Annotated in this window: 3 protein-coding genes; 2 read left to right on the top strand and 1 reads right to left on the bottom strand. The window is 74.7% G+C overall.

From position 1 onward, the window contains the following. Window positions 1-68 precede the first annotated feature (68 nt). Window positions 69-596: an RNA polymerase sigma factor gene (locus HUT19_RS34855; protein WP_176184350.1), complete on the bottom strand. Its 528-nt coding sequence runs from the start codon at window positions 594-596 to the stop codon at window positions 69-71. A gap of 463 nt (window positions 597-1,059) precedes the next feature. Between HUT19_RS34855 and HUT19_RS34850 the strand changes: the two genes are divergently transcribed. Together HUT19_RS34850 and HUT19_RS34845 are read left to right on the top strand one after the other, a co-directional pair. After that, window positions 1,060-15,270, top strand: a complete 14,211-nt coding sequence (locus HUT19_RS34850) for a non-ribosomal peptide synthetase (RefSeq protein ID WP_176184348.1) — start codon at window positions 1,060-1,062, stop codon at window positions 15,268-15,270. After that, on the top strand, window positions 15,263-19,537 hold the full coding sequence (locus HUT19_RS34845) for a type I polyketide synthase (protein WP_176184346.1): 4,275 nt from the start codon (window positions 15,263-15,265) through the stop codon (window positions 19,535-19,537). The genes HUT19_RS34850 and HUT19_RS34845 overlap by 8 nt, the downstream gene beginning before the upstream one ends. Window positions 19,538-19,580 lie beyond the last annotated feature (43 nt).

Below are 19,580 nucleotides of genomic sequence, written 5' to 3'. Positions count from 1 at the left end.
GGGGGCTTCCACCGCCCTGGGCGAGCGGCGGGTGAGGACTCCTGCCGGCCGTGTGAGGGCCGGTACGGTCAGGCGGGCCGCTGGTGCCAGGCGTCCTCGAAGTTGCGGCGGGCACGGTGCAGCCGGGACCGGACGGTGCCGACCGGCACGGACAGCGTGTCCGCCATCTCCTGTTCATTCAGACCATAGACGGCGCGCAGGGTCAGGACCTGGCGGTGCTGGTTGGGCAGCCGGTCCATCACATCGGATATGTGGACGGCCACCAACGCGTTGCCGTCCTGGGCGAGTTCGGGCAGTTCACCGGCCGGGCCCTGGCTCAGCCGCTTGGATGTGCGCACCGCCTCCCGCACCGTGACGGCCCGTACCCAGCCGTAGAACGCGGACGGCTCGCGCAGCCCCGCGACACCGCGGTAGATGGCCAGCATCGCCTCCTGTGCGGCGTCGGAACTGTGCCGCCGGGAGATCGAGAGGCACAGCCGACGGACGAAGGGCGCTATGTGCAGGAGAAGGTCGTTCATGGCCCGGCGGTCGCCCGCCTGGGCGCGTGGCAGCAGAACCGAGACGGTCGGCGGGCAGGGTTCGTTCGCTGTTCTCACGGTGTCGGCGCCCCCATAGTTCGGAGGGCCGGGATGCCGGTGTGCTCCTGTTTCCAACTTTGTCATGCACCCTGCTCGGACGGATCGGGCGGTGGCCAAAAACCATTGATGCGCCGGAGGACCGGCACGGCATTGAAGCGCAATCGCGTTTTCAGTGAAGCCGGGTTGACGCGTGCTTTCAAGAGGCACCCGGTGTGCCTCGAACGTGCCTCGACCGATGTCACGGATTCAAGCTGAAATCAAGGAAGTTGGCACCGGGTAAAGGACACGCCGCGAACAAGGTTTCGCTTGACTGCCCGAGTTCCCCTCATGCAGGGTTGGCCCTGGACGGACCGTCCCGTCACGGCGGCGCTCGTGTTGCCGCCCCCGAAAAGCGTCTCCCGACTTCCTTTGTGCTTCCCCCGGCTCTCTTCCGAACCGGAGTTTGGTCTGAACATTTCCCCACCTATTGAGGGTTGGTGACATGCCTGTTCCCGAGGACGCCGCCCGTCCGCTGTCGGGCGCGCAGGAGGGCATCTGGTTCGCCCAGCGGCTCGACCCCGCGAACGCGGCCTACAACACCGGTGAGTACACGGAGATATCCGGTCCCGTGGACACCGGGCTCTTCGAGACCGCCCTGCGGCGCGCGATAGCGGAGGCGGAGACCTTCGGTCTGCGCTTCACCGAGACCGAGGACGGGCCCCGCGCCCTCCTCGCGCGCGCGGGCGACGGCGGTGCGGGCAACAACGGCGACGGGTGCGGGCACGACTGGCCGCTGCACCGCGTGGACGTCAGCGCCGAACCGGACCCCCGCGCGGCGGCCGAGGCATGGATGCGTGCCGACCTGGCCACCCCCGTCGGTCTCACCGAGGGACCGCTGTTCGCCGAGGTCCTCTTCACCGTCGGGCCCGACCGGTTCCTCTGGTACCAGCGGGCGCACCACATCCTGCTCGACGGCTACGGGTACACCCTCGTCGTCCGGCGCGTCGCCGAGATCTACAGCGCGCTGGAGGCCGGGCGGGACCCGGGACGCGGATTCCCCTCCCTGACAAGGCTGTTGGACGAGGAGACCGCCTACCGCGACTCCGAGCGGCTCGCGGAGGACCGCGCCTTCTGGAGCGCGCGGTTCGCGGACGCGCCCGAGGTCGTGAGCCTGGCGGAGGGCACCGCGCCGCCGTCGGCCACCTCCCTGCGCCGCGCCACCACCCTCTCGTCGGCCGATGCCGAACGGCTCACGGCCGCCGCCGCCCGCCTGGGCGCCGGCCGGGCCGAGCTGTTCCTCGCGGCGGCCGCCGCGTACGTCCACCGGGTCACCGGTGCCGAGGACATCGTGCTCGGCGTGCCCACCATGAACCGGTCCGGTTCGGCCGCGCTGCGGACCCCCGGCACGGTCTCCAATGTGCTGCCGCTGCGCGTGACCGTGCGTCCCGGTACGAGCCTCGCGCGGCTCGTCGGCGACGTGGCCGCCGAGCTGCGTGCCGTCCGCGCGCACCAGCGCTACCGGGCGGAAGAACTGCGCCGCGATCTGGACCTGTTGAGGGGCTACCGGCGGCTGCACGGGCCGGTCGTCAACCTCGTGCCGTTCGACAACGAACCGCACTTCGGCGAGCACCGCTCGACCTTCCACCACCTGACGGGCGGCCCGGTCGAGGACCTGTCCGTCACCCTGCGGCCCGGCCGCGGTGGCAGCGGACTGCACATCGCCTTCGCCGCGAATCCGGCGCTCTACACCGAGGAGGGGCTCGCCGGGCACCAGGCCCGTTTCCTGTCGCTGCTGCGGCAGTTCACCGATGCCGCGGGCACGGCCGAGGAGCCAGGCACCGCGCAGGCAGCGGGTACAGCCCCCGCGCCGGATGTCGCCGGGCTGTCCTTACTGCTGCCCGGCGAGGACCCGGGGTACGCCGCCCATCCGGAAGCCTCTCCCGCACCCGACGCGACCCTCCCCGCACGGTTCGAGGCCCAGGCGGCCCGGACGCCCGGCGCGACCGCCGTCACGCACGAGGGCACCGCCCTGACGTACGCCGAGCTCAACGCCCGCGCCAACCGCGTCGCCCGGCTTCTGGTGGCGCGCGGTGCCGGGCCGGGCGATGTGGTGGCCCTGGCGCTGCCGCGCTCCGCCGAACTGGTCACCGTCCTGCTGGCCGTCCTCAAGTCGGGCGCCGCCTATCTGCCGCTGGACCCCGGCTACCCCGCCGAGCGCATCCGCACCGTGGCCGAGGACGCGCGTCCGACGCTGCTGGTGACGGACGTCGGGACCGCGCCCGCGCTGCCGGACACCGGTGCCGCCGCGATCGTCCTCGGCGACCAGGACACCGAACGGGACCTCGCCGGTCACTCCCCCGCCGACCTCGCCGACGGCGATCTCCGCGCCCCGCTGACCCCGCACGACGCCGCGTACATCATCCATACCTCGGGCTCCACCGGCCGCCCGAAAGGCGTGGTGATCCCGCACGCCAACGTCGTCCGGCTCTTCGAGACGTCCGCCGGGCTGTTCTCCTTCGGCCCGGACGACGTGTGGACGCTGTTCCACTCCTACGCCTTCGACTTCTCCGTCTGGGAGATATGGGGGCCGCTGCTGCACGGCGGCCGGCTGGTCGTCGTCCCGCAGCCGGTCACCCGCGCGCCGGACGAGTTCCTGGAGTTGCTGCGCCGTGAGCGCGTCACCGTCCTCAGCCAGACGCCGTCCGCCTTCCAGCAGCTGATCCAGGCCGACCGCGAGGTCCCGGGCGAGCCCCTCGCCCTGCGGTACGTCGTCTTCGGCGGCGAGGCACTAAAGCCCGCCCGGCTGCGCCCGTGGACCGAGCGGTACGGCGACGAGACACCGGCACTGGTCAACATGTACGGCATCACCGAGACGACGGTGCACGTCACGTTCCAGCGAATCACCCTCGCGCTCGTCGGGGAGGACCGGCCGCGCAGCGTCATCGGCACCCCTCTGCCGGATCTGCGCGTGTATGTCCTCGACCACTGCCTGCGGCCGGTCCCGCCCGGCTGGACGGGCGAGATGTATGTCTCCGGGCCCGGTCTGGCACGCGGCTATCTGAACCGGCCGGAGCTGACGGCCGAGCGGTTCGTGGCCGACCCGTTCGGCCCGGCCGGCACGCGCATGTACCGCACCGGCGACCTGGCCCGGCGGCTGCCGGACGGCACGCTGGAATACACCGGGCGCGCCGACCAGCAGGTGAAGATCCGTGGCTTCCGGATCGAGCCGGGCGAGATCGAGGCGGCGCTGGCCGCGCACGAGGACGTCGCCCGTGCCGTCGTCGTCGCCCGGTCCGCCGGTGACCGTGACGGCGCCGCTGACGGTGACCGGACGCTCGTCGCCTACGCCGTGCCCGCACCCGGCCGTGCCCCGGATCCGTCGGACCTGCGCGCGTATCTGGCCGAGCGGTTGCCCGCGCACATGGTGCCCGGTGCCTGCGTCCTCCTGGCCGACCTGCCGCTGACCGCCAACGGCAAGCTGGACGCCGAGGCCCTGCCCGCACCGGACTTCGCCGCCGCCGCGGACGGCCACGCCCCGGTCACCGAGGCCCAGGCCCTTCTCTGCCGGCTCTACGAGGAGGTGCTGCGACTGCCGGAGGGGACGGTCGGCGCCCACGACGACTTCTTCGCCCTCGGCGGGCACTCGCTGCTCGCCACCCGGCTCGTGGGCCGGCTGCGCGCGGCCACCGGCGCCGACGTGCCGATGGCCGCCGTCTTCGGCACCCCGACCCCGGCGGGGATCGCCGAGCTCCTGCCGGGGCGCGCCGCGGGGACCGCGGACCGCCCGGCGCTCGTCGCCGTGCCACCCGAGCGGCGGCCCGCGCGCATCCCGCTCACCCCCTCCCAGGCCGGCCTGTGGTTCCTCGACCGGCTGGAGGGCCCGAGCCCCACCTACAACATCCCGCTGGTGATGCGCTTCCCCGGGCCGGTCGACGCGGAGGCGCTGCGCGCGGCGCTGGCCGATGTCGTCGCCCGGCACGAGGCGCTGCGTACCCTCTTCCCGCACGAGGACGGTGAGCCGCGCCAGGAGGTGCTGGCCGCGGACGCCCCGGCCGCCCGGCCCGTCCTGCACGTCGCGGAGGCCGCCGAGGCGGATCTGGCCCGGCTGCGGCGGGAGGCCGTCCGGCACGCCTTCGACCTCGTGTCCGAACTGCCGCTGCGCGCCCACCTCTTCCATTTGACCGAGACCGAGACCGAGACCGAGACCGACGCCGACACCGACGCCGACGCCGACGCCGACGCCGACAGCGGCAGCGTTCTTGTCCTGGTCGTCCACCACATCGCCGCCGACGGCTGGTCCCTCACCCCACTCGGCCGCGACCTCGCCCACGCCTACACCGCCCGCACCACCAACAACACCCCCAACTGGACCCCACTCCCCGTCCAATACCCCGACTACACCCTCTGGCAGCACACCCTCCTCGGCAACGAAAACGACCCCACCAGCACCGCAGCCCACCAACTCCACCACTGGCACACCACCCTCACCGACCTCCCCGACCAACTCCCCCTCCCCTACGACCACCCCCGCCCCAGCCAACCCGGTCATGCCGGGGACACCGTCGACTTCCGTGTCGACGCCGCGCTCCACCGTCGCCTCGCGGAGCTGGCGCGGCAGCACAGGGCGACGCCGTTCATGGTGCTCCAGGCCGCCTGGGCCGCCACCCTCACCCGCTGCGGCGCGGGCACGGACATCCCGCTCGGCACGCCCACCGCGGGCCGCGAGGACGAGGCGCTGACCGACCTCGTCGGATACTTCGTCAACACCCTGGTGCTGCGCACCGACACCTCCGGCGACCCCGCCTTCGCCGAACTGCTCGACCGCGTCCGGGACACCGACCTGGCGGCGCACGCGCACAGCCGGCTGCCGTTCGACCGGGTGGTGGAGCACCTCAACCCGCCCCGGGCCGTGGGCCGTCACCCGCTGTTCCAGGTGATGCTCGCGCTCCAGAACGCCGAGGACGCCCACACCGAGGTGGAGATGGCCGGCACCCGGGTGCGCCTGGACCCCGGGGGCATCGGCACCGCCCGGTTCGACCTGATGGTGTCCCTCACCGAGCGGTGGACGGCGGACGGCTCGGCCGACGGACTCGAGGGAACCGTGGAGTACAGCACCGAGCTGTTCGAGCGGGGCACCGTCGAACGGCTCGTCGCGCGGCTGGTGCGGCTGCTCACCGGTGCGGTGCGGGCGCCGGGGCTGCCGCTGTCCCGGCTGCCCCTGCTGGACGCGGCCGAGGAGGCCGAGTGGGAGGCGTGCGCCCCCGCCGTGGAGCGGGCCCTGCTCGCCGCCGACGGGGTGCGCGACTGCGTGGTCCGGGTGCGCCGTTCGACCGCCGGTGCCCTGGAGGCGGTCGCCCACGTCGTACCGGGGGCCGCCGTGGACCGGGGCCGGCTGGCGGCCGCCGCGCGGCCCGCGCTGCCCCGCGCCGCCGGCCCGCTCCGCGTCGTCCTGGTCGCCTCCCTGCCGCGGACGTCCCGAGGCGCGCTGGACACCGGGGCGCTGGACCGCCTCCCGGTGCTCGACGAGGGTCTGGCCGCCGCCTGGGAACGGGAACTCGCCCGGGCTCCCGGCACCGCCGCCGCGGCCGTTGTCGTCCGCGACGCCGCCCCGCCCGCCGTGGGCCATCTGCACCTCGGGGGCCTGCCCGGCACCGGCCCGGCCGCCGGGGCCCCCGTCCCCCAGGAAGAGCCGCGGGACGAGGGGTCCCGGGAGACGGTTCCGGACGGCGCGGAGCTGCCCGGCGCGGTTCCCTCGGTGAGCGAGGGCCCGCGGCTCGACCCGCCGCCGTACGCCCGTCTCGGCGAGGCCCTGCGGGCCGCCGCACGGGGTGACGGCGAGATCGTCCACATCCGCGAGGACGGCTCCGAGCACCGGCAATCGTACGCCGCGCTGGCCGAGGAGGCGTCCCGGGTGCTCGGCGGACTGCGGGCGCGCGGGGTCCGCCCCGGGGAGATGGTGATCTTCCAGTTCGACGGCACCGAGGACTTCCTGACCGTGCTGTGGGGCTGCGTCGCCGGCGGTGTCACCGTGGTGCCGATGAGCGTGCCCGGTTCGTACCGGGAGGCCTCACCGCAGCTGGAGAAGGTGGCGAACGTCTGGCGGGCGCTCGGCCGTCCCCGGATCGCCACGGGACCGCGCCAGGCCGCGGAGCTGCGGGAACGGGCCGCCCACGAGGGCTGGTCCGGGCTGGAGGTGCTGTCCGTCGACGAGCTGCGCAGCGCGCCGGCCGCCACCAACTGGCACCGGCCGGACCCCGGCGAGGCGGCGCTGATGATGCTGACCTCCGGCAGCACGGGGCTGCCCAAGGCCGTGCCCGTCACCCACCGCATGGTGCTGAGCCGCTCGGCGGGCACCGCGCGGCACAACGGGCTCACCGGACAGGAGACCAGCTTCAACTGGATGCCGCTCGACCACGTCGGCGGTGTGGTGATGTTCCACATCAGGGACGTGTTCCTGGGCTGCCGTCAGATCCATGCCCTTCCCTCGTGGGTCACCGAGGAGCCGCTGCGCTGGCTGGACGTGATGGACCGGCACCGGGTGACGGTCACCTGGGCGCCGAACTTCGCCTACGGGCTGGTGAACGCGCGGGTGGCCGAGGAACCGGGGCGCTCCTGGGATCTGTCGGCGCTCAAGCTGGCCATGAACGCGGGCGAGGCCGTCGTACCGCGGGTGGCGCGCCAGTGGCTCGCGCAGCTGCAACCGTTCGGTGTCCGCCCGGGCGCGCTGCACCCCGCCTGGGGCATGTCGGAGACCTCCTCGGCGGTCACCGACACCGCCTTCGCGGCCGCGGCGGGCGCCGAGGACGGGTACGTGAGCTGCGGCAAGCCCTACCCCGGGTTCGCGATCCGGGTGGTGGACGACCGGGACCGGGTGCTGCCCGAGGGACGCGTGGGCCACTTCCAGGTGCGCGGCCCCTCCGTGACGCCCGGCTACCACAACGCCCCGGACAAGAACGCCGAATCCTTCACCGAGGACGGCTGGTTCCGCACCGGAGACCTCGCGTTCCTGCGCGATGGCGAACTGCACCTGACCGGGCGGGCCAAGGACGTCATCATCGTCAACGGCGTCAACCACCCCAGCCACGAGATCGAGGCCGTGGTGGAGGAGACCACGGGGGTGCTGCGCTCGTACACGGCGGCCCTCGCGGTCCGCGCGTCGGCGGCGGCCGGCACGGACGAGGTCGCGGTGATCTTCTGCCCGGCGCCGGGCGCCGACGAGCGGCGGCTCCTCACGGAGATCGCGGGCCGGGTGACGCGCGAGTTCGGCGCCGCCCCCGCCTTCGTCGTGCCGGTCGCCCCCGCCGACATCCCCAAGACCGAGATCGGCAAGGTGCAGCGGACGCTGCTGCGGCAGCGGCTGGAGGAGGGGCACTTCAACGACATCATCCGGCGCACCGATCTGCTGCTGGGCGGCGACCGCACCATCCCGGACTGGTTCCACCGGCCGGTCTGGCGGCGGGAGGACGCCGTCCACGCCACCGCGACGGCGGGCGGGCACACCGTGGTCCTGCCCGACGCGGACGGCACGGTCGCCAAGGTGCTGGAGGCGCTGCTCGTCGCGGACGGCTGCCGCGTCACCGTGGCCGCCTGGCCGGAGGACCTCGGCGCCGGGCAGCCGGACCGGGTGGTCGACCGTGTCGTCGACCTGAGCCTGCTCGACGTCCCGGCCGACGGCGGTGATCTGCCGCGCCCCGGCGACACGACGGCGGCCGTCTCCCGTCTGTCGGGGATCCTCGCGGCGCTCGCTCCCCGCGCCGACGAGGAGCGGCGGGTGTCCGTCGAGGTCGTCGCCCGGCACAGCGCCGCGGTCCACGACGGCGAACCGGTGCGGCCGGAGCGGGGGGCGGCGCTCGCCGTGCTCAAGAGCGCGGTGCAGGAGCTGCCGTGGCTCGACGGGCGCTGGACCGACCTCGGCCCGGGGGAAGACGCGGCGGACGGGCCCGAGGACGCCGCCCGGACGGCCCGGAGCGTGTACGCCGAGATCGCCCGCCCGGCCGCCGACCCGGAGGTGGCCCTGCGGGACGGCGCGCGCTGGATCCACCGGCTCGCCCCGCTGCCCGCGCCCGAGGCCGGGGACGGCTGGGACGCACCGGTGTTCACCCCGGGCGGCCACTATCTGCTGACGGGCGGTCTGGGCGGCATCGGCACCGAGCTGGCCCGCCATCTGCTGGGCGAGTGCGGTGCCCGGCTCACCCTGCTCGGCCGCACACCGGTGGCGGACGACCCCGCCCGCGCCGCGGTGCTGCGCGAACTGGGCGCGCTCGGGGACGTGCGGTACGCCGTCGCCGACGTCACCGACCCGGAGGCCGTGCGCCACGCGCTGGTGGAGGCGCGGCAGGCGTACGGCGAACTCGCGGGCGTACTGCACCTGGCCGGGCACTTCGTGGAATGCCCGGTCACCGGGACGACGGAGCGGCAGTGGGCCGATGTGCTCAGCCCCAAGACCACCGGCGCCACCGTCCTCACCGAAGCCCTCCGCGACCGACCCGGCACCCTGTTCATCACCTTCTCCTCCGTCAACGGACACTTCGGCGGCGCCATGGCCGCCGCCTACTCCGCCGCCAACGCCTACCTCGACACCCTCACCACCCACCAACGCCACCTCGGCCTCGACGCCCACACCATCGCCTGGAGCATGTGGGACGACACCGGCATCAGCCACCACTACCCGCACAAGGCCCTCACCAGGGCCCGGGGCTTCCGGATCCTGGGCCGCCGGCACGGGGTGCGCTCCCTGGCGGTCGCGCTGCGCCACGGGCTGCCGCACGTCCTGGTCGGGCTGGATCCCACCGCACCCTGGGTGCGCAGCCACCTCGCCTCCCCGGCCGAGCCCCTTCAGCAACTGACCGGATACCGCGTGGCCGACGGTACGCCGGACAGCCCCGGTACGCCGGACCCGGCGCTGCCGGACGCTCTGCCGGACCCCTTCGGCACACCGGTGCCCTGCGTCGTGGAGACCCTGGACGCGCTGCCGCTCACCCCGGACGGACGGCCCGACCGGGAACGGCTCGCGGGCCGCTCCGGGGCCGGTGCCGACGTCGGTGAGCGGCCCGCGCCGGGGACCGAGCAGGCGATCGCCGACGTCTGGTGCGAGGTCCTCGGCGTCGACGGCGTCGGCCGCGACGACGACTTCTTCGCCCTGGGCGGGCACTCGCTGCTGGCCACCCGGCTCGTGGGCCGGCTGCGCTCCGTCCTGGGCCTGGAGCTCGCCGTCTCGGACCTGTTCACCGCGCCGACGGTGGCCGGTCTGGCCGCACTCGCCGAGCGGCGGGCCGCACCGGCCGAGGACGCCGCCCCGTCGCGGCCGCCGCTGGTGCCGGTCGAGCGGCCGGAGCCCGTTCCGCTGTCCCTGGCCCAGTCCCGGCTGTGGTTCCTCAACCGGATGGAGGGGCCGGGCCCCACCTACAACATCCCGCTGGTGCTGCGTTTCGAGGGGCGGCTCGACGCGGAGGTGCTGCGCGCGGCGCTGGCCGATGTCGTCACCCGGCACGAGGCACTGCGCACCCTCTTCCCCGACGACGATGGCCGTCCGCGCCAAGAGGTGGTGGAAGCCGGTCAGGCCCGGCCGGACCTGCTCGTCTCCGAGATCCCGGCCCGCTGGCTGGCGGAGCAGATCCGCTCGGCCTCCCGCATCGGGTTCGACCTGGGCGCGGAACTGCCGCTGCGCGCCCACCTCTTCCATCTGACCGACGCCGGCAGCGTTCTTGTCCTGGTCGTCCACCACATCGCCGCCGACGGCTGGTCCCTCACCCCACTCGGCCGCGACCTCGCCCACGCCTACACCGCCCGCACCACCAACAACACCCCCAACTGGACCCCACTCCCCGTCCAATACCCCGACTACACCCTCTGGCAGCACACCCTCCTCGGCAACGAAAACGACCCCACCAGCACCGCAGCCCACCAACTCCACCACTGGCACACCACCCTCACCGACCTCCCCGACCAACTCCCCCTCCCCTACGACCACCCCCGCCCCAGCCAACCCAGCGGCGAGGGACGGCTGGTGCACCGCCGGCTCGGGGCCGGTACGCACCGGACGCTGGCCGATCTGGCGCGGCGGCGCGGCGCGACGCTGTTCATGGCGCTCCAGGCCGCCTGGGCCGCCGCGCTGACCCGGGCCGGGGCCGGTACGGACATCCCGCTCGGCACCCCCTGGGCGGGCCGGGACGACGAGGCCCTGGCGGATCTGGTCGGCTTCTTCGTCAACACCCTGGTGCTGCGCACCGACACCTCCGGCGACCCCGCCTTCACCGAACTGCTCGACCGCGTCAGGGAGACGGACATCGCCGCCCAGGCCCACCAGGACGTGCCGTTCGACCGGGTCGTGGAGCACCTCAACCCGCCCCGGGCCGCGGGCCGTCACCCGCTGTTCCAGGTGGCGATGGCCCTCCAGGGTGCGGCGGGCGCGACGGTGCGGATGGCCGGCGAGGAGGTGCTGCCCGAGCGGCCGCACGCCGGCGCCGCCAAGTTCGATCTGCTCCTCAACGTCTCCGAACGGCAGGACCCGGACGGCGCTCCCGGCGGGCTGGATGTCGCCCTGGAGTACAGCACGGACCTGTTCGAGGCGGGCACGGCGGAGGATCTCGCCGACCTGCTGTGCCGGATCGCCGAATCCGCGGCGGATAGCCCGGATCTGCGGCTGTCCGCCCTGGGCGGCGGTGCCGCCCGGGCCGGGCAGGCGGCGGCGCGTGCCGAGGCGGCGGTACGGGCGCTGGGCTCCGTCCACGACTGCGCCGTGCTCGTCCGTGACACCGGTCTTGTGGTGTGCGCCGTGCCCGAAGCCCCGTTGACCGGCCGGCAGGTGACGGACGCGGCGCGGCGGGCCGTCCCGGCCGCGCTGCCGGTGCACACCGTGCTGGTGTCCGCCCTGCCGCGTACGGCCGACGGCGCGGTGGACACGGCCGCCCTGGAGTCCCTTCCGGTGCTCGACGAGGAGGCCGCGGCCGCCTGGCAGGCCCGGCTCGCCGCCGATCCGCGGGTGGGAGAGGCGGCCGTCCGTATCGAGGACGCCCCCGCCCCGGCACCCCGCCGGATACATCTGGGCGACATCCCCGGCGGACTGGCCGCCGGGTCGGTGCCCGCCGGGTCGTCCGGGACGGACACGGCGGCGGACACCGGCCGGCCGACCGCGGACACACCCTCGGTCGTGCACGGCCCCGAGCTCATTCCCCTGGACCTGACCGACCTGGTGACCGCCCTGCGGCGGGCCGCCGCCGGACCGGGCGACCTAGTGCATCTGCGGGCCGACGGCTCCGAGGACCGGCAGACATACGCGGAGCTGGCGCGCGAGGCCTCGCGGGGCCTGCGGGGGCTGCGGGCCCTGGGCCTGGGCCCGGGCGATCAGGTCGTGCTGCAACTGGCCTCCACCCGCGACTTCGTGACCGGGTTCTGGGCCTGCGCGCTGGGCGGCATGGTCGCGGTCCCGCTCGCCGTGCCGCCGGGCGGCCACGCCCCGGGCACCGCCCAGGCCACCCGTCTCACCGGCGCCTGGGAGGCCCTCGGCCGTCCGCTGGTGCTGGGCTCCACCGGGTCCGGCGAGGGCATCGCCGAACTGCTCGGCACGGACCGGGTGGCCGAGTTGGGCACACTGCTGGACGGCGCGGCCGACGAGGACTGGCACACCGCGGCCCCGGACGAGCTGGTGCTGCTCATGCTCACCTCCGGCAGCACCGGGCGGCCCAAGGCCGTCGAGCTCCGGCACCGCAACATCCTGGCCCGCACCGCCGGGGTGATCCGCCTCAACGGACTCACCGCCGAGGACCCGTCGTTCAACTGGATGCCCCTGGACCACGTCGGCGGTGTGGTGCACGTACACATCCGGGATCTCGTGCTGGGTGCCCGTCAGGTGCACGCCCCGACCTCCTGGGTCCTGGAGGACCCGCTGCGCTGGCTCGACGCCCTCTCCCGCTACCGCGCGGCCTCCACCTGGGCGCCGAACTTCGCCTACGGGCTGGTGGTCGACCACCTGGCCACCGCGCCCCCGGACCGCGCCTGGGACCTGGCACGGCTGCGGATGTGCCTCAACGCGGGAGAGGCCGTGGTGCCGCGCACCGTACGGCGCTTCCTGACGGCCCTCGCGCCGCACGGGCTCCCCGGCGACGCCGTGCAGCCGGTGTGGGGAGCGGCGGAGACCTGCTCCGGCCAGACCCATGCCGTCCTGACGCGGGAGAGCACCACGGACGACGACACCGTGGTCAACCTCGGCCGCCCCTACCCCGGCTGCTCCATCCGGATCACCGGCGAGGACGGCCGGGTGGTGCCCGAGGGCACGGTCGGCCGGTTCCAGCTGCGGGGCCCCGCCGTCACCGACGGCTACCACCGCGCTCCCGAGCACAACGCGGAGGCGTTCACCGAGGACGGCTGGTACGACACCGGCGATCTGGGCTTCCTGCGCGGCGGCGAGCTGACGCTGACCGGTCGGGCCAAGGACACCATCATCGTCAACGGCCACAATCTGCATCCGCACGACATCGAGGCGGTGGTCGAGGAACACCCCGCCGTGGAACGCTCGTTCAGCGCCGCCGTCGCGGTGCGCACCCCGGCCGACACCACCGACCGGCTCGCGGTCTTCCTCTCCCTGCGGTCCGGCACCGACCGGGCCGGGGCCCTGGCGGAGATCGCGGGGAAGGTCACCGCGCAGACCGGAGTGCGGCCCGGCTATCTCGTGCCGGTGGCCACCGGCGACATCCCCAAGACCGAGATCGGCAAGATCCAGCGGTCGGCGCTGCGTTCCCGCTTCGCCGCCGGGGCGTACGCGGACGTGATCCGGGAGACCGATCTGCTGCTGGGCAACGAGCGGACGGTGCCCCACTGGTTCCACCGGCCGGTCTGGCAACGGGCCGACGGCCCGGCCGGGGACCCGCACCGGTTCACCGAGGGGCACACCCTGGTGCTCGCCGACCCCGGCCGCTCCGTGGCCGGCCGACTCGCCGCCCTGATCACCGGGGCCGGCGGCCGGTGCACGGTCCTGGAGGACCCCGCGCCGTTCGCGGCGGCCGTCGGCGCGGTGCGCCGGGTCGTCGACCTCACCCGGGTCGGTGCCGCACCCGCGGACCCGCTGGACTCCGGGGCGGCACTGCGTCAGGTCCGCGCCGTGGGCGACCTGGTGACCGCGCTGGCCGCCCGGCACGGGGCGGACAGCCCGGTGGACCTGGAGATCGCCGCGACCGGCAGCGCGGCCCTGCCCGGGGAGGAACCCGCCTCACCGGACAGGTCCGCGGCCGCCGCGGTGGTGCGGAGTGCGGCGCAGGAGCTGCCCTGGCTGACCGCCCGGTGGACGGACGTCGCGGCCGGCGACGGCGCGGCCGAGACGCTGTTCCGGGAGCTGGCCACGGTGCCGGCGGAGACCGACGTCGTGCTGCGCGGCGGTGAGCGCCACGTCCGCCGACTGGCGGAGGCAAAGCCGCCCGCGCCCGGCGGCGAGGCGGTCGAACCGCCCCTGCGCGAGGGCGGACACCACCTGGTCACCGGCGGTCTGGGCGGTGTCGGCGCCGAACTGGCCCGGCATCTGATCACCCGCCACCGGGCGCGGCTCACCCTGTTCGGCCGTACGCCCGTTGCGGACGACGCCGACCGCGCCGCGGTGCTCCGGGAACTGCGGGCGCTGGGCGAGGTGCGGTACGCCGTCGTCGACGTCACGGACCCGGAGGCCGTGCGCCGTGCGCTGGACGAGGCGGGGCCGGTGGACGGCGTCTGGCATCTGGCAGGGCGCACCGCCGACCGGCCGGTGGCCAGGACGACGGAGCGGCAGTGGGCCGATGTGCTCAGCCCCAAGACCACCGGCGCCACCGTCCTCACCGAAGCCCTCCGCGACCGACCCGGCACCCTGTTCATCACCTTCTCCTCCGTCAACGGACACTTCGGCGGCGCCATGGCCGCCGCCTACTCCGCCGCCAACGCCTACCTCGACACCCTCACCACCCACCAACGCCACCTCGGCCTCGACGCCCACACCATCGCCTGGAGCATGTGGGACGACACCGGCATCAGCCACCACTACCCCCTCAAGTCCCTCACCGCCGCCAAGGGTTACCGCTCGCTCATGCCGCGCGAGGCCCTCGGCTCCCTGCCCGTGGCCCTCGGTCTCGGCGGACCGTACACGCTCGTGGGCCTGGACCCGGCGGCGCCCTTCGTCCGGGCCCGGCTGGCCGCCCCCGCCCGGCCGCTGCTGCGGCTCACGGGCCGCACCACGCCGTGCGAGGACGCCGCACCGCATCCGGCCGGGACCCGGCCGGACACCGTGCCGGACCGCTTCGGCACCCCCGTACCCTGCACGGTCGTGCCCGTGGAGGCGCTGCCCGGCGACGGCGCGGTGACGGCCGCGGGCGCCGCCGCGGCGGCGCCCGGCGGTGCGGACGGGGCACGGCCCGGCGGAGCCGGGGCAGAGCTGGTGCCCGGGCTCGTCGCCGTGTGGGGCGAGGTGCTGGAGACCGAAGGCATCGGACCGCACGACGACTTCTTCGCACGCGGCGGGCACTCCATCCTCCTGGTCACCCTGCGCACCCTCGTCGAGAGCCGGCTGGGCCACCAGCTGGAGATCGCCGACCTGTTCACCCATCCCACCCCCGCCGCCCTGGCCGCTCATCTGGCGGGCCGGGAGCGCACCGGGGCCACCTCCTCGGAAGCCGATCAGCGCACCCGGCAGCGGCGCGAGCACCAGGCCCGCCGCCGGGCCGCCTCGATCCGGAAGGACACCCCTCACCATGGCTGAGCCCATCGACCCGCAGCCCTCCGGCGCGGCGGACGAGTTCGGCAGCATAGCGATCGTCGGCATGGCCGGGCGGTGGCCCGACGCACCCGACATCGAGACGTTCTGGCGCAATATGGCCGCCGGGCACCACAGCACCCGACCGGTCCCGGACGACAAGTACCGCGCGGCCGGCGGCGACGAGGCCGGGCTGACCGACCCGAACCGCATCCGCCTGGCGTCCACCATCGACGGCATCGAGCTGTTCGACGCGGACTTCTTCGACTGTGTGCCGGGCGAGGCCCAACTCATCGACCCCCAGCAGCGCATGTTCCTGGAGGTGTGCCACCACGCCCTGGAGCACGCCGGTTACGACCCGGCACGCGGCGGCGGGCAGATCGGCGTGTACGCGGGCGTGAGCCAGAGCGAGTACTTCCTCGACCACATCCACCCCCGCTACGGCGACGCGCCCGGCTCCCTGGAGCTGCTCGCCGCCAAGGCCGGCAATGTGCCCGACGCGCTGACCATGCGCGTGTCGTACAAGCTGGGCCTGACCGGGCCGAGCGTGTGCGTACAGACCACCTGCTCCACCTCGCTGGTCGCCGTGCACATGGCCTGCCAGGAGCTGCTGAACTTCCGCTGTGACACCGCTCTGGCGGGCGGCTCCTCCCTCAACCCGCTGGCGTACCGCGGCTACCGCTACGTCGAGCAGGGCATCCTCTCCCCCGACGGTCACACCCGCGCGTTCGACGCGGACGCCCGCGGCACGATCCGCGGCGACGCCGTCGCGGCCGTCGTACTGCGCCGTCTGGAGGACGCGCTCGCCGACGGCGACCGGATCTGGGCCGTCATCAGGGGCTCGGCGGTCAACAACGACGGCACCCGCAAGCCGGCGTTCAGCGCCCCCAGCCCGCAGGGCCAGACGGACGTCATCAGGGAGGCGATCGCGGCCGCCGACGTCCCCGCGGACACCCTCACCTATGTGGAGGCCCACGGCACCGGCACACCGGTCGGCGACCCCATCGAGGTCGCGGCGCTGACGGCGGCCTTCCGGGAGAGGTCCGACCGCACCGGGTTCTGCGCCCTCGGCTCGGTGAAGTCGAACGTGGGCCACACCGACACGGCCGCCGGAGTCACCGGGCTGATCAAGGTGGTGCTGTCCATGCGGAACCGCCGGATACCCGGAACGGTGGGCTTCCGCACGCCCAACCCCGCCATCGACTTCCCCGCCACGCCGTTCCGCGTGCACGGCGAGACCATCGACTGGGAGCCGGCCCCGGGCGCGCCGCTGCGCGCCGGGGTCAGCGCCTTCGGCGTGGGCGGTACCAACGCCCATGTGATCGTCGAGGAGCCGCCGCGGCCCGAGCCGCGTGCCGGGGACGACGGCTCCTGGCAGCTGCTGCGGCTGTCGGCCCGTACCCCCGAGGCGCTGGACCGGCTCGCCGCCGGTCTGGCCGATCGGCTGGCCGGTGAGCAGGTGCCGCCGCTCGCCGATGTCGCGCACACGCTGCGGGTCGGCCGCCGTGAACTCCCCTACCGCCGCACGGTGGTGTGCCGCGACGCCGTCGAGGCCGCCGAGGCGCTGCGGCACCCGGGCGCGGCCGCGGGCCCGGTCCCGGCGGAGGGCCGGCGGACGGCTTTCCTGCTGCCGGGCGGCGGTGCGCAGTACCCCGGCATGGGCGCCGGCCTGTACCGCTCGGAGCCGGTCTTCCGGGACGCCATGGACCGCGCCTCCGCCGCGCTGCGGCCCCTGCTCGGTCATGAACTGACCGAACTGCTCTACCACCGGGCCACGGCTGACGGCCCGTGCGAGGTCCCCTTCGACTTCCCCGCGCTGGTCGCGGTCGAGCACGCGCTGGCCGCGCTCCTCGCCGAGCAGGGCGTGCGGCCCTCCGTACTGCTCGGGCACTCGCTCGGCGAGTACACCGCCGCCGTGCTGTCCGGAGTGATGTCCCTGGAGGACGCGCTCGGCCTGGTGAGTCTGCGCGAGCGGCTGATGCTGCGGGCCGGCGGTGCCACGCTGAGCGTCTGGCTCGGCGAGGCCGCGTTGCGTCCGTACCTCGCCGACGGACTCGCCCTGGACCTGGCGACGGTCAACTCGCCCGGCGCGTGCACGGTGTCCGGCACCGAGGAGGCCGTGAGCGAGATGGAGCGGCGGCTGACCGCCGACGGCGTGGAGTGCTCCCGGGTCCGGCTGGCCGCCGCACCGCACTCGCGGCTGCTCGACCCCGTGCTGGAGGAGTTCGCCACGGCGGTCCGCGCGGTCGCGCTGAGCGCCCCCGCCATCCCGTACGTTGCCAACCTCACCGGCACCTGGATCACCGCGGAACAGGCGACCGACCCCGCCTACTGGGTGCGGCACATGCGCGGCACCGTCCGGTTCGCCGACGGTCTGGCCGCGCTCGCCGAGGCGGGCGACCCCGTGCTGCTCGAATGCGGTCCCGGCCGGACCCTGGCCGGTTACGCCGTGGGCCGGTCCGGCGCCCCCGCCACCGTCCTGCCCGCGATGCGGCACGCCAAGGCGGACCAGGTGGACGACGGACAGGCGCTGTGGGAGGCGGTCGGCGGGCTGTGGGCACTCGGTGTCGCTGCCGCGCCCCGTACGTCCCCGGGCGACGCCCGGCGGGTGCCGCTGCCCGGCTACCCCTTCGCCCGCACCCGGCACTGGATCGAGCGCGCGGCCCGCGGCTCGGCGGAGCCCGTGGCCGCACCACCGGCTTCGCGGGGGTTCCCGGTGAACCTCGCGGCCGAGGACGCGGCCCTGCGCGCCGCCGAGGAGCGCCTGCGCGCGAGCCTGCCGGTCGACGAGGTGCCCGTGGAGGTCCGCGAGCTCCTCGACCGGCTGTGCGCCCTGCATGTGACGGCCTATCTGCGGTCACAGGGTGTCTCCACCGAGCCCGGCGCCGTCCACGACCGCGCCGGGATCCACCGGGCGCTGCGCACGGTGCCCGCCTACCGCAAGTTCGTCGACGCCCTGCTGCACCTCCTCGAGGTGGACGGCATCGCCGAGAGCGAGGAGGGCCGGCTCCGCTTCACCGGTGACGCGGGCGACGACGAGGAGATTGCCAAGATCGAGCGGACGATCCGCGAGAACCACCCCGAGTACGTCGCCGAGTTGGAACTCGTCGAGCACTGCCGGGCCCGATACGGACAGGTGGTCGGCGGGGAGGTCGCCGGCACCGAGGTGCTGCTGCCCGACGGGCGCTCCGACATCAGCCGGCCGGTCGCCGAGAAGTGGGTGGCGGCCAGCGACATCGGGGTCTACCGCGACCTGATCGCCGAGACCGTCGCGCGGCTCGCCGCGAGGGTCCCCGGCCGTCCGGTGCGGATCCTGGAGGTCGGCGGCGGGCAGGGCGGAGTGACCTGGACCGTGGCCGAAGCGCTGCGGGAGGTGCCCCGGGTCGAGTACCGCTTCACCGACCTCGGCCGGGCGTTCGTCCTGGGCGCGCAGCGCCGCGCCGAGCACGAGGGCCTGCACCACATGACCTTCGGCACCCTGGACATCTCCCGGGACCCCGCCGGGCAGGACGTCGAGACCGGCGCCTGGGACATGGTGATCGCCTACAACGTGCTGCACGCCACTCCCGATCTGCGGGCGACGCTGCGGAACGTGCACGGCCTGCTCGCGCCGGGCGGCGCGCTGTTCCTGCTGGAGGCCTGCCGCGAGCCGCGGTTCGCGGTGGCCACGGCGGGGCTGTTCGAGGGCTGGTGGTTCTTCGAGGACGGTCTGCGCGAGGACACCCCGCTCGTCACACCCGGCGTCTGGCGCGACCTGCTGGCGGAGACCGGGTTCGGCAACGTCGCGTCCTACCCCGAGGTGCCGCAGGAGAAGTCCTTCACGGCGCACGCGCTGATCGTCGGTCAGCGGCCCGCCGACCAGGACACGGTCCCGGCGAACCCGGTTCCCGCGAGCCCGGTTGCGGCGAGCCCGCTTCCGGCCACCGGCGGGGCGACGTTCAACCGCCGCCCGGCGCTGGCCCAGCCGTACGCCGAGCCGCGCACCGACCTGGAGCGGCGGGTCGCCGCGCACTGGCAGGAGGTGCTCGGAGTCGAGCCGGTGGGCGTCGAGGACGGCTTCTTCGACCTCGGCGGCGACTCTCTGCTGGCCCTGCAGCTGGTCACCCGGCTGCGCGACGAGCTGAAGGTGGAGTTGTCGGTCAAGCGGCTGCTGGAGCGGCTGACCGTGGCCGCCGTCGCGCAGGACATCGAGGCCGGGGCGTCCCGGTCCGCCGACGGCCCGGCCGTGATCCGCCGCAGCGCGCGCCGCGACACCGCCCGCCACCAGGGCTGAAAACCCCCGTCCGGCGGTGCGGCGGCCTGCCCGGCCGCCGCAC

The organism is Streptomyces sp. NA02950, from assembly GCF_013364155.1.
In the GTDB taxonomy this organism is placed as follows: Bacteria; Actinomycetota; Actinomycetes; order Streptomycetales; family Streptomycetaceae; genus Streptomyces.
The sequence above is the reverse complement of the archived record's forward strand: the minus strand, read 5'-3'. Positions and strand labels throughout refer to the sequence as shown.

Coding starts and splice junctions, on each gene's coding strand:
- HUT19_RS34850 (WP_176184348.1), top strand. CDS start 1,060: ATGCCTGTTCCCGAGGACGCCGCCCGTCCGCTGTCGGGCGCGCAGGAG.
- HUT19_RS34845 (WP_176184346.1), top strand. CDS start 15,263: ATGGCTGAGCCCATCGACCCGCAGCCCTCCGGCGCGGCGGACGAGTTC.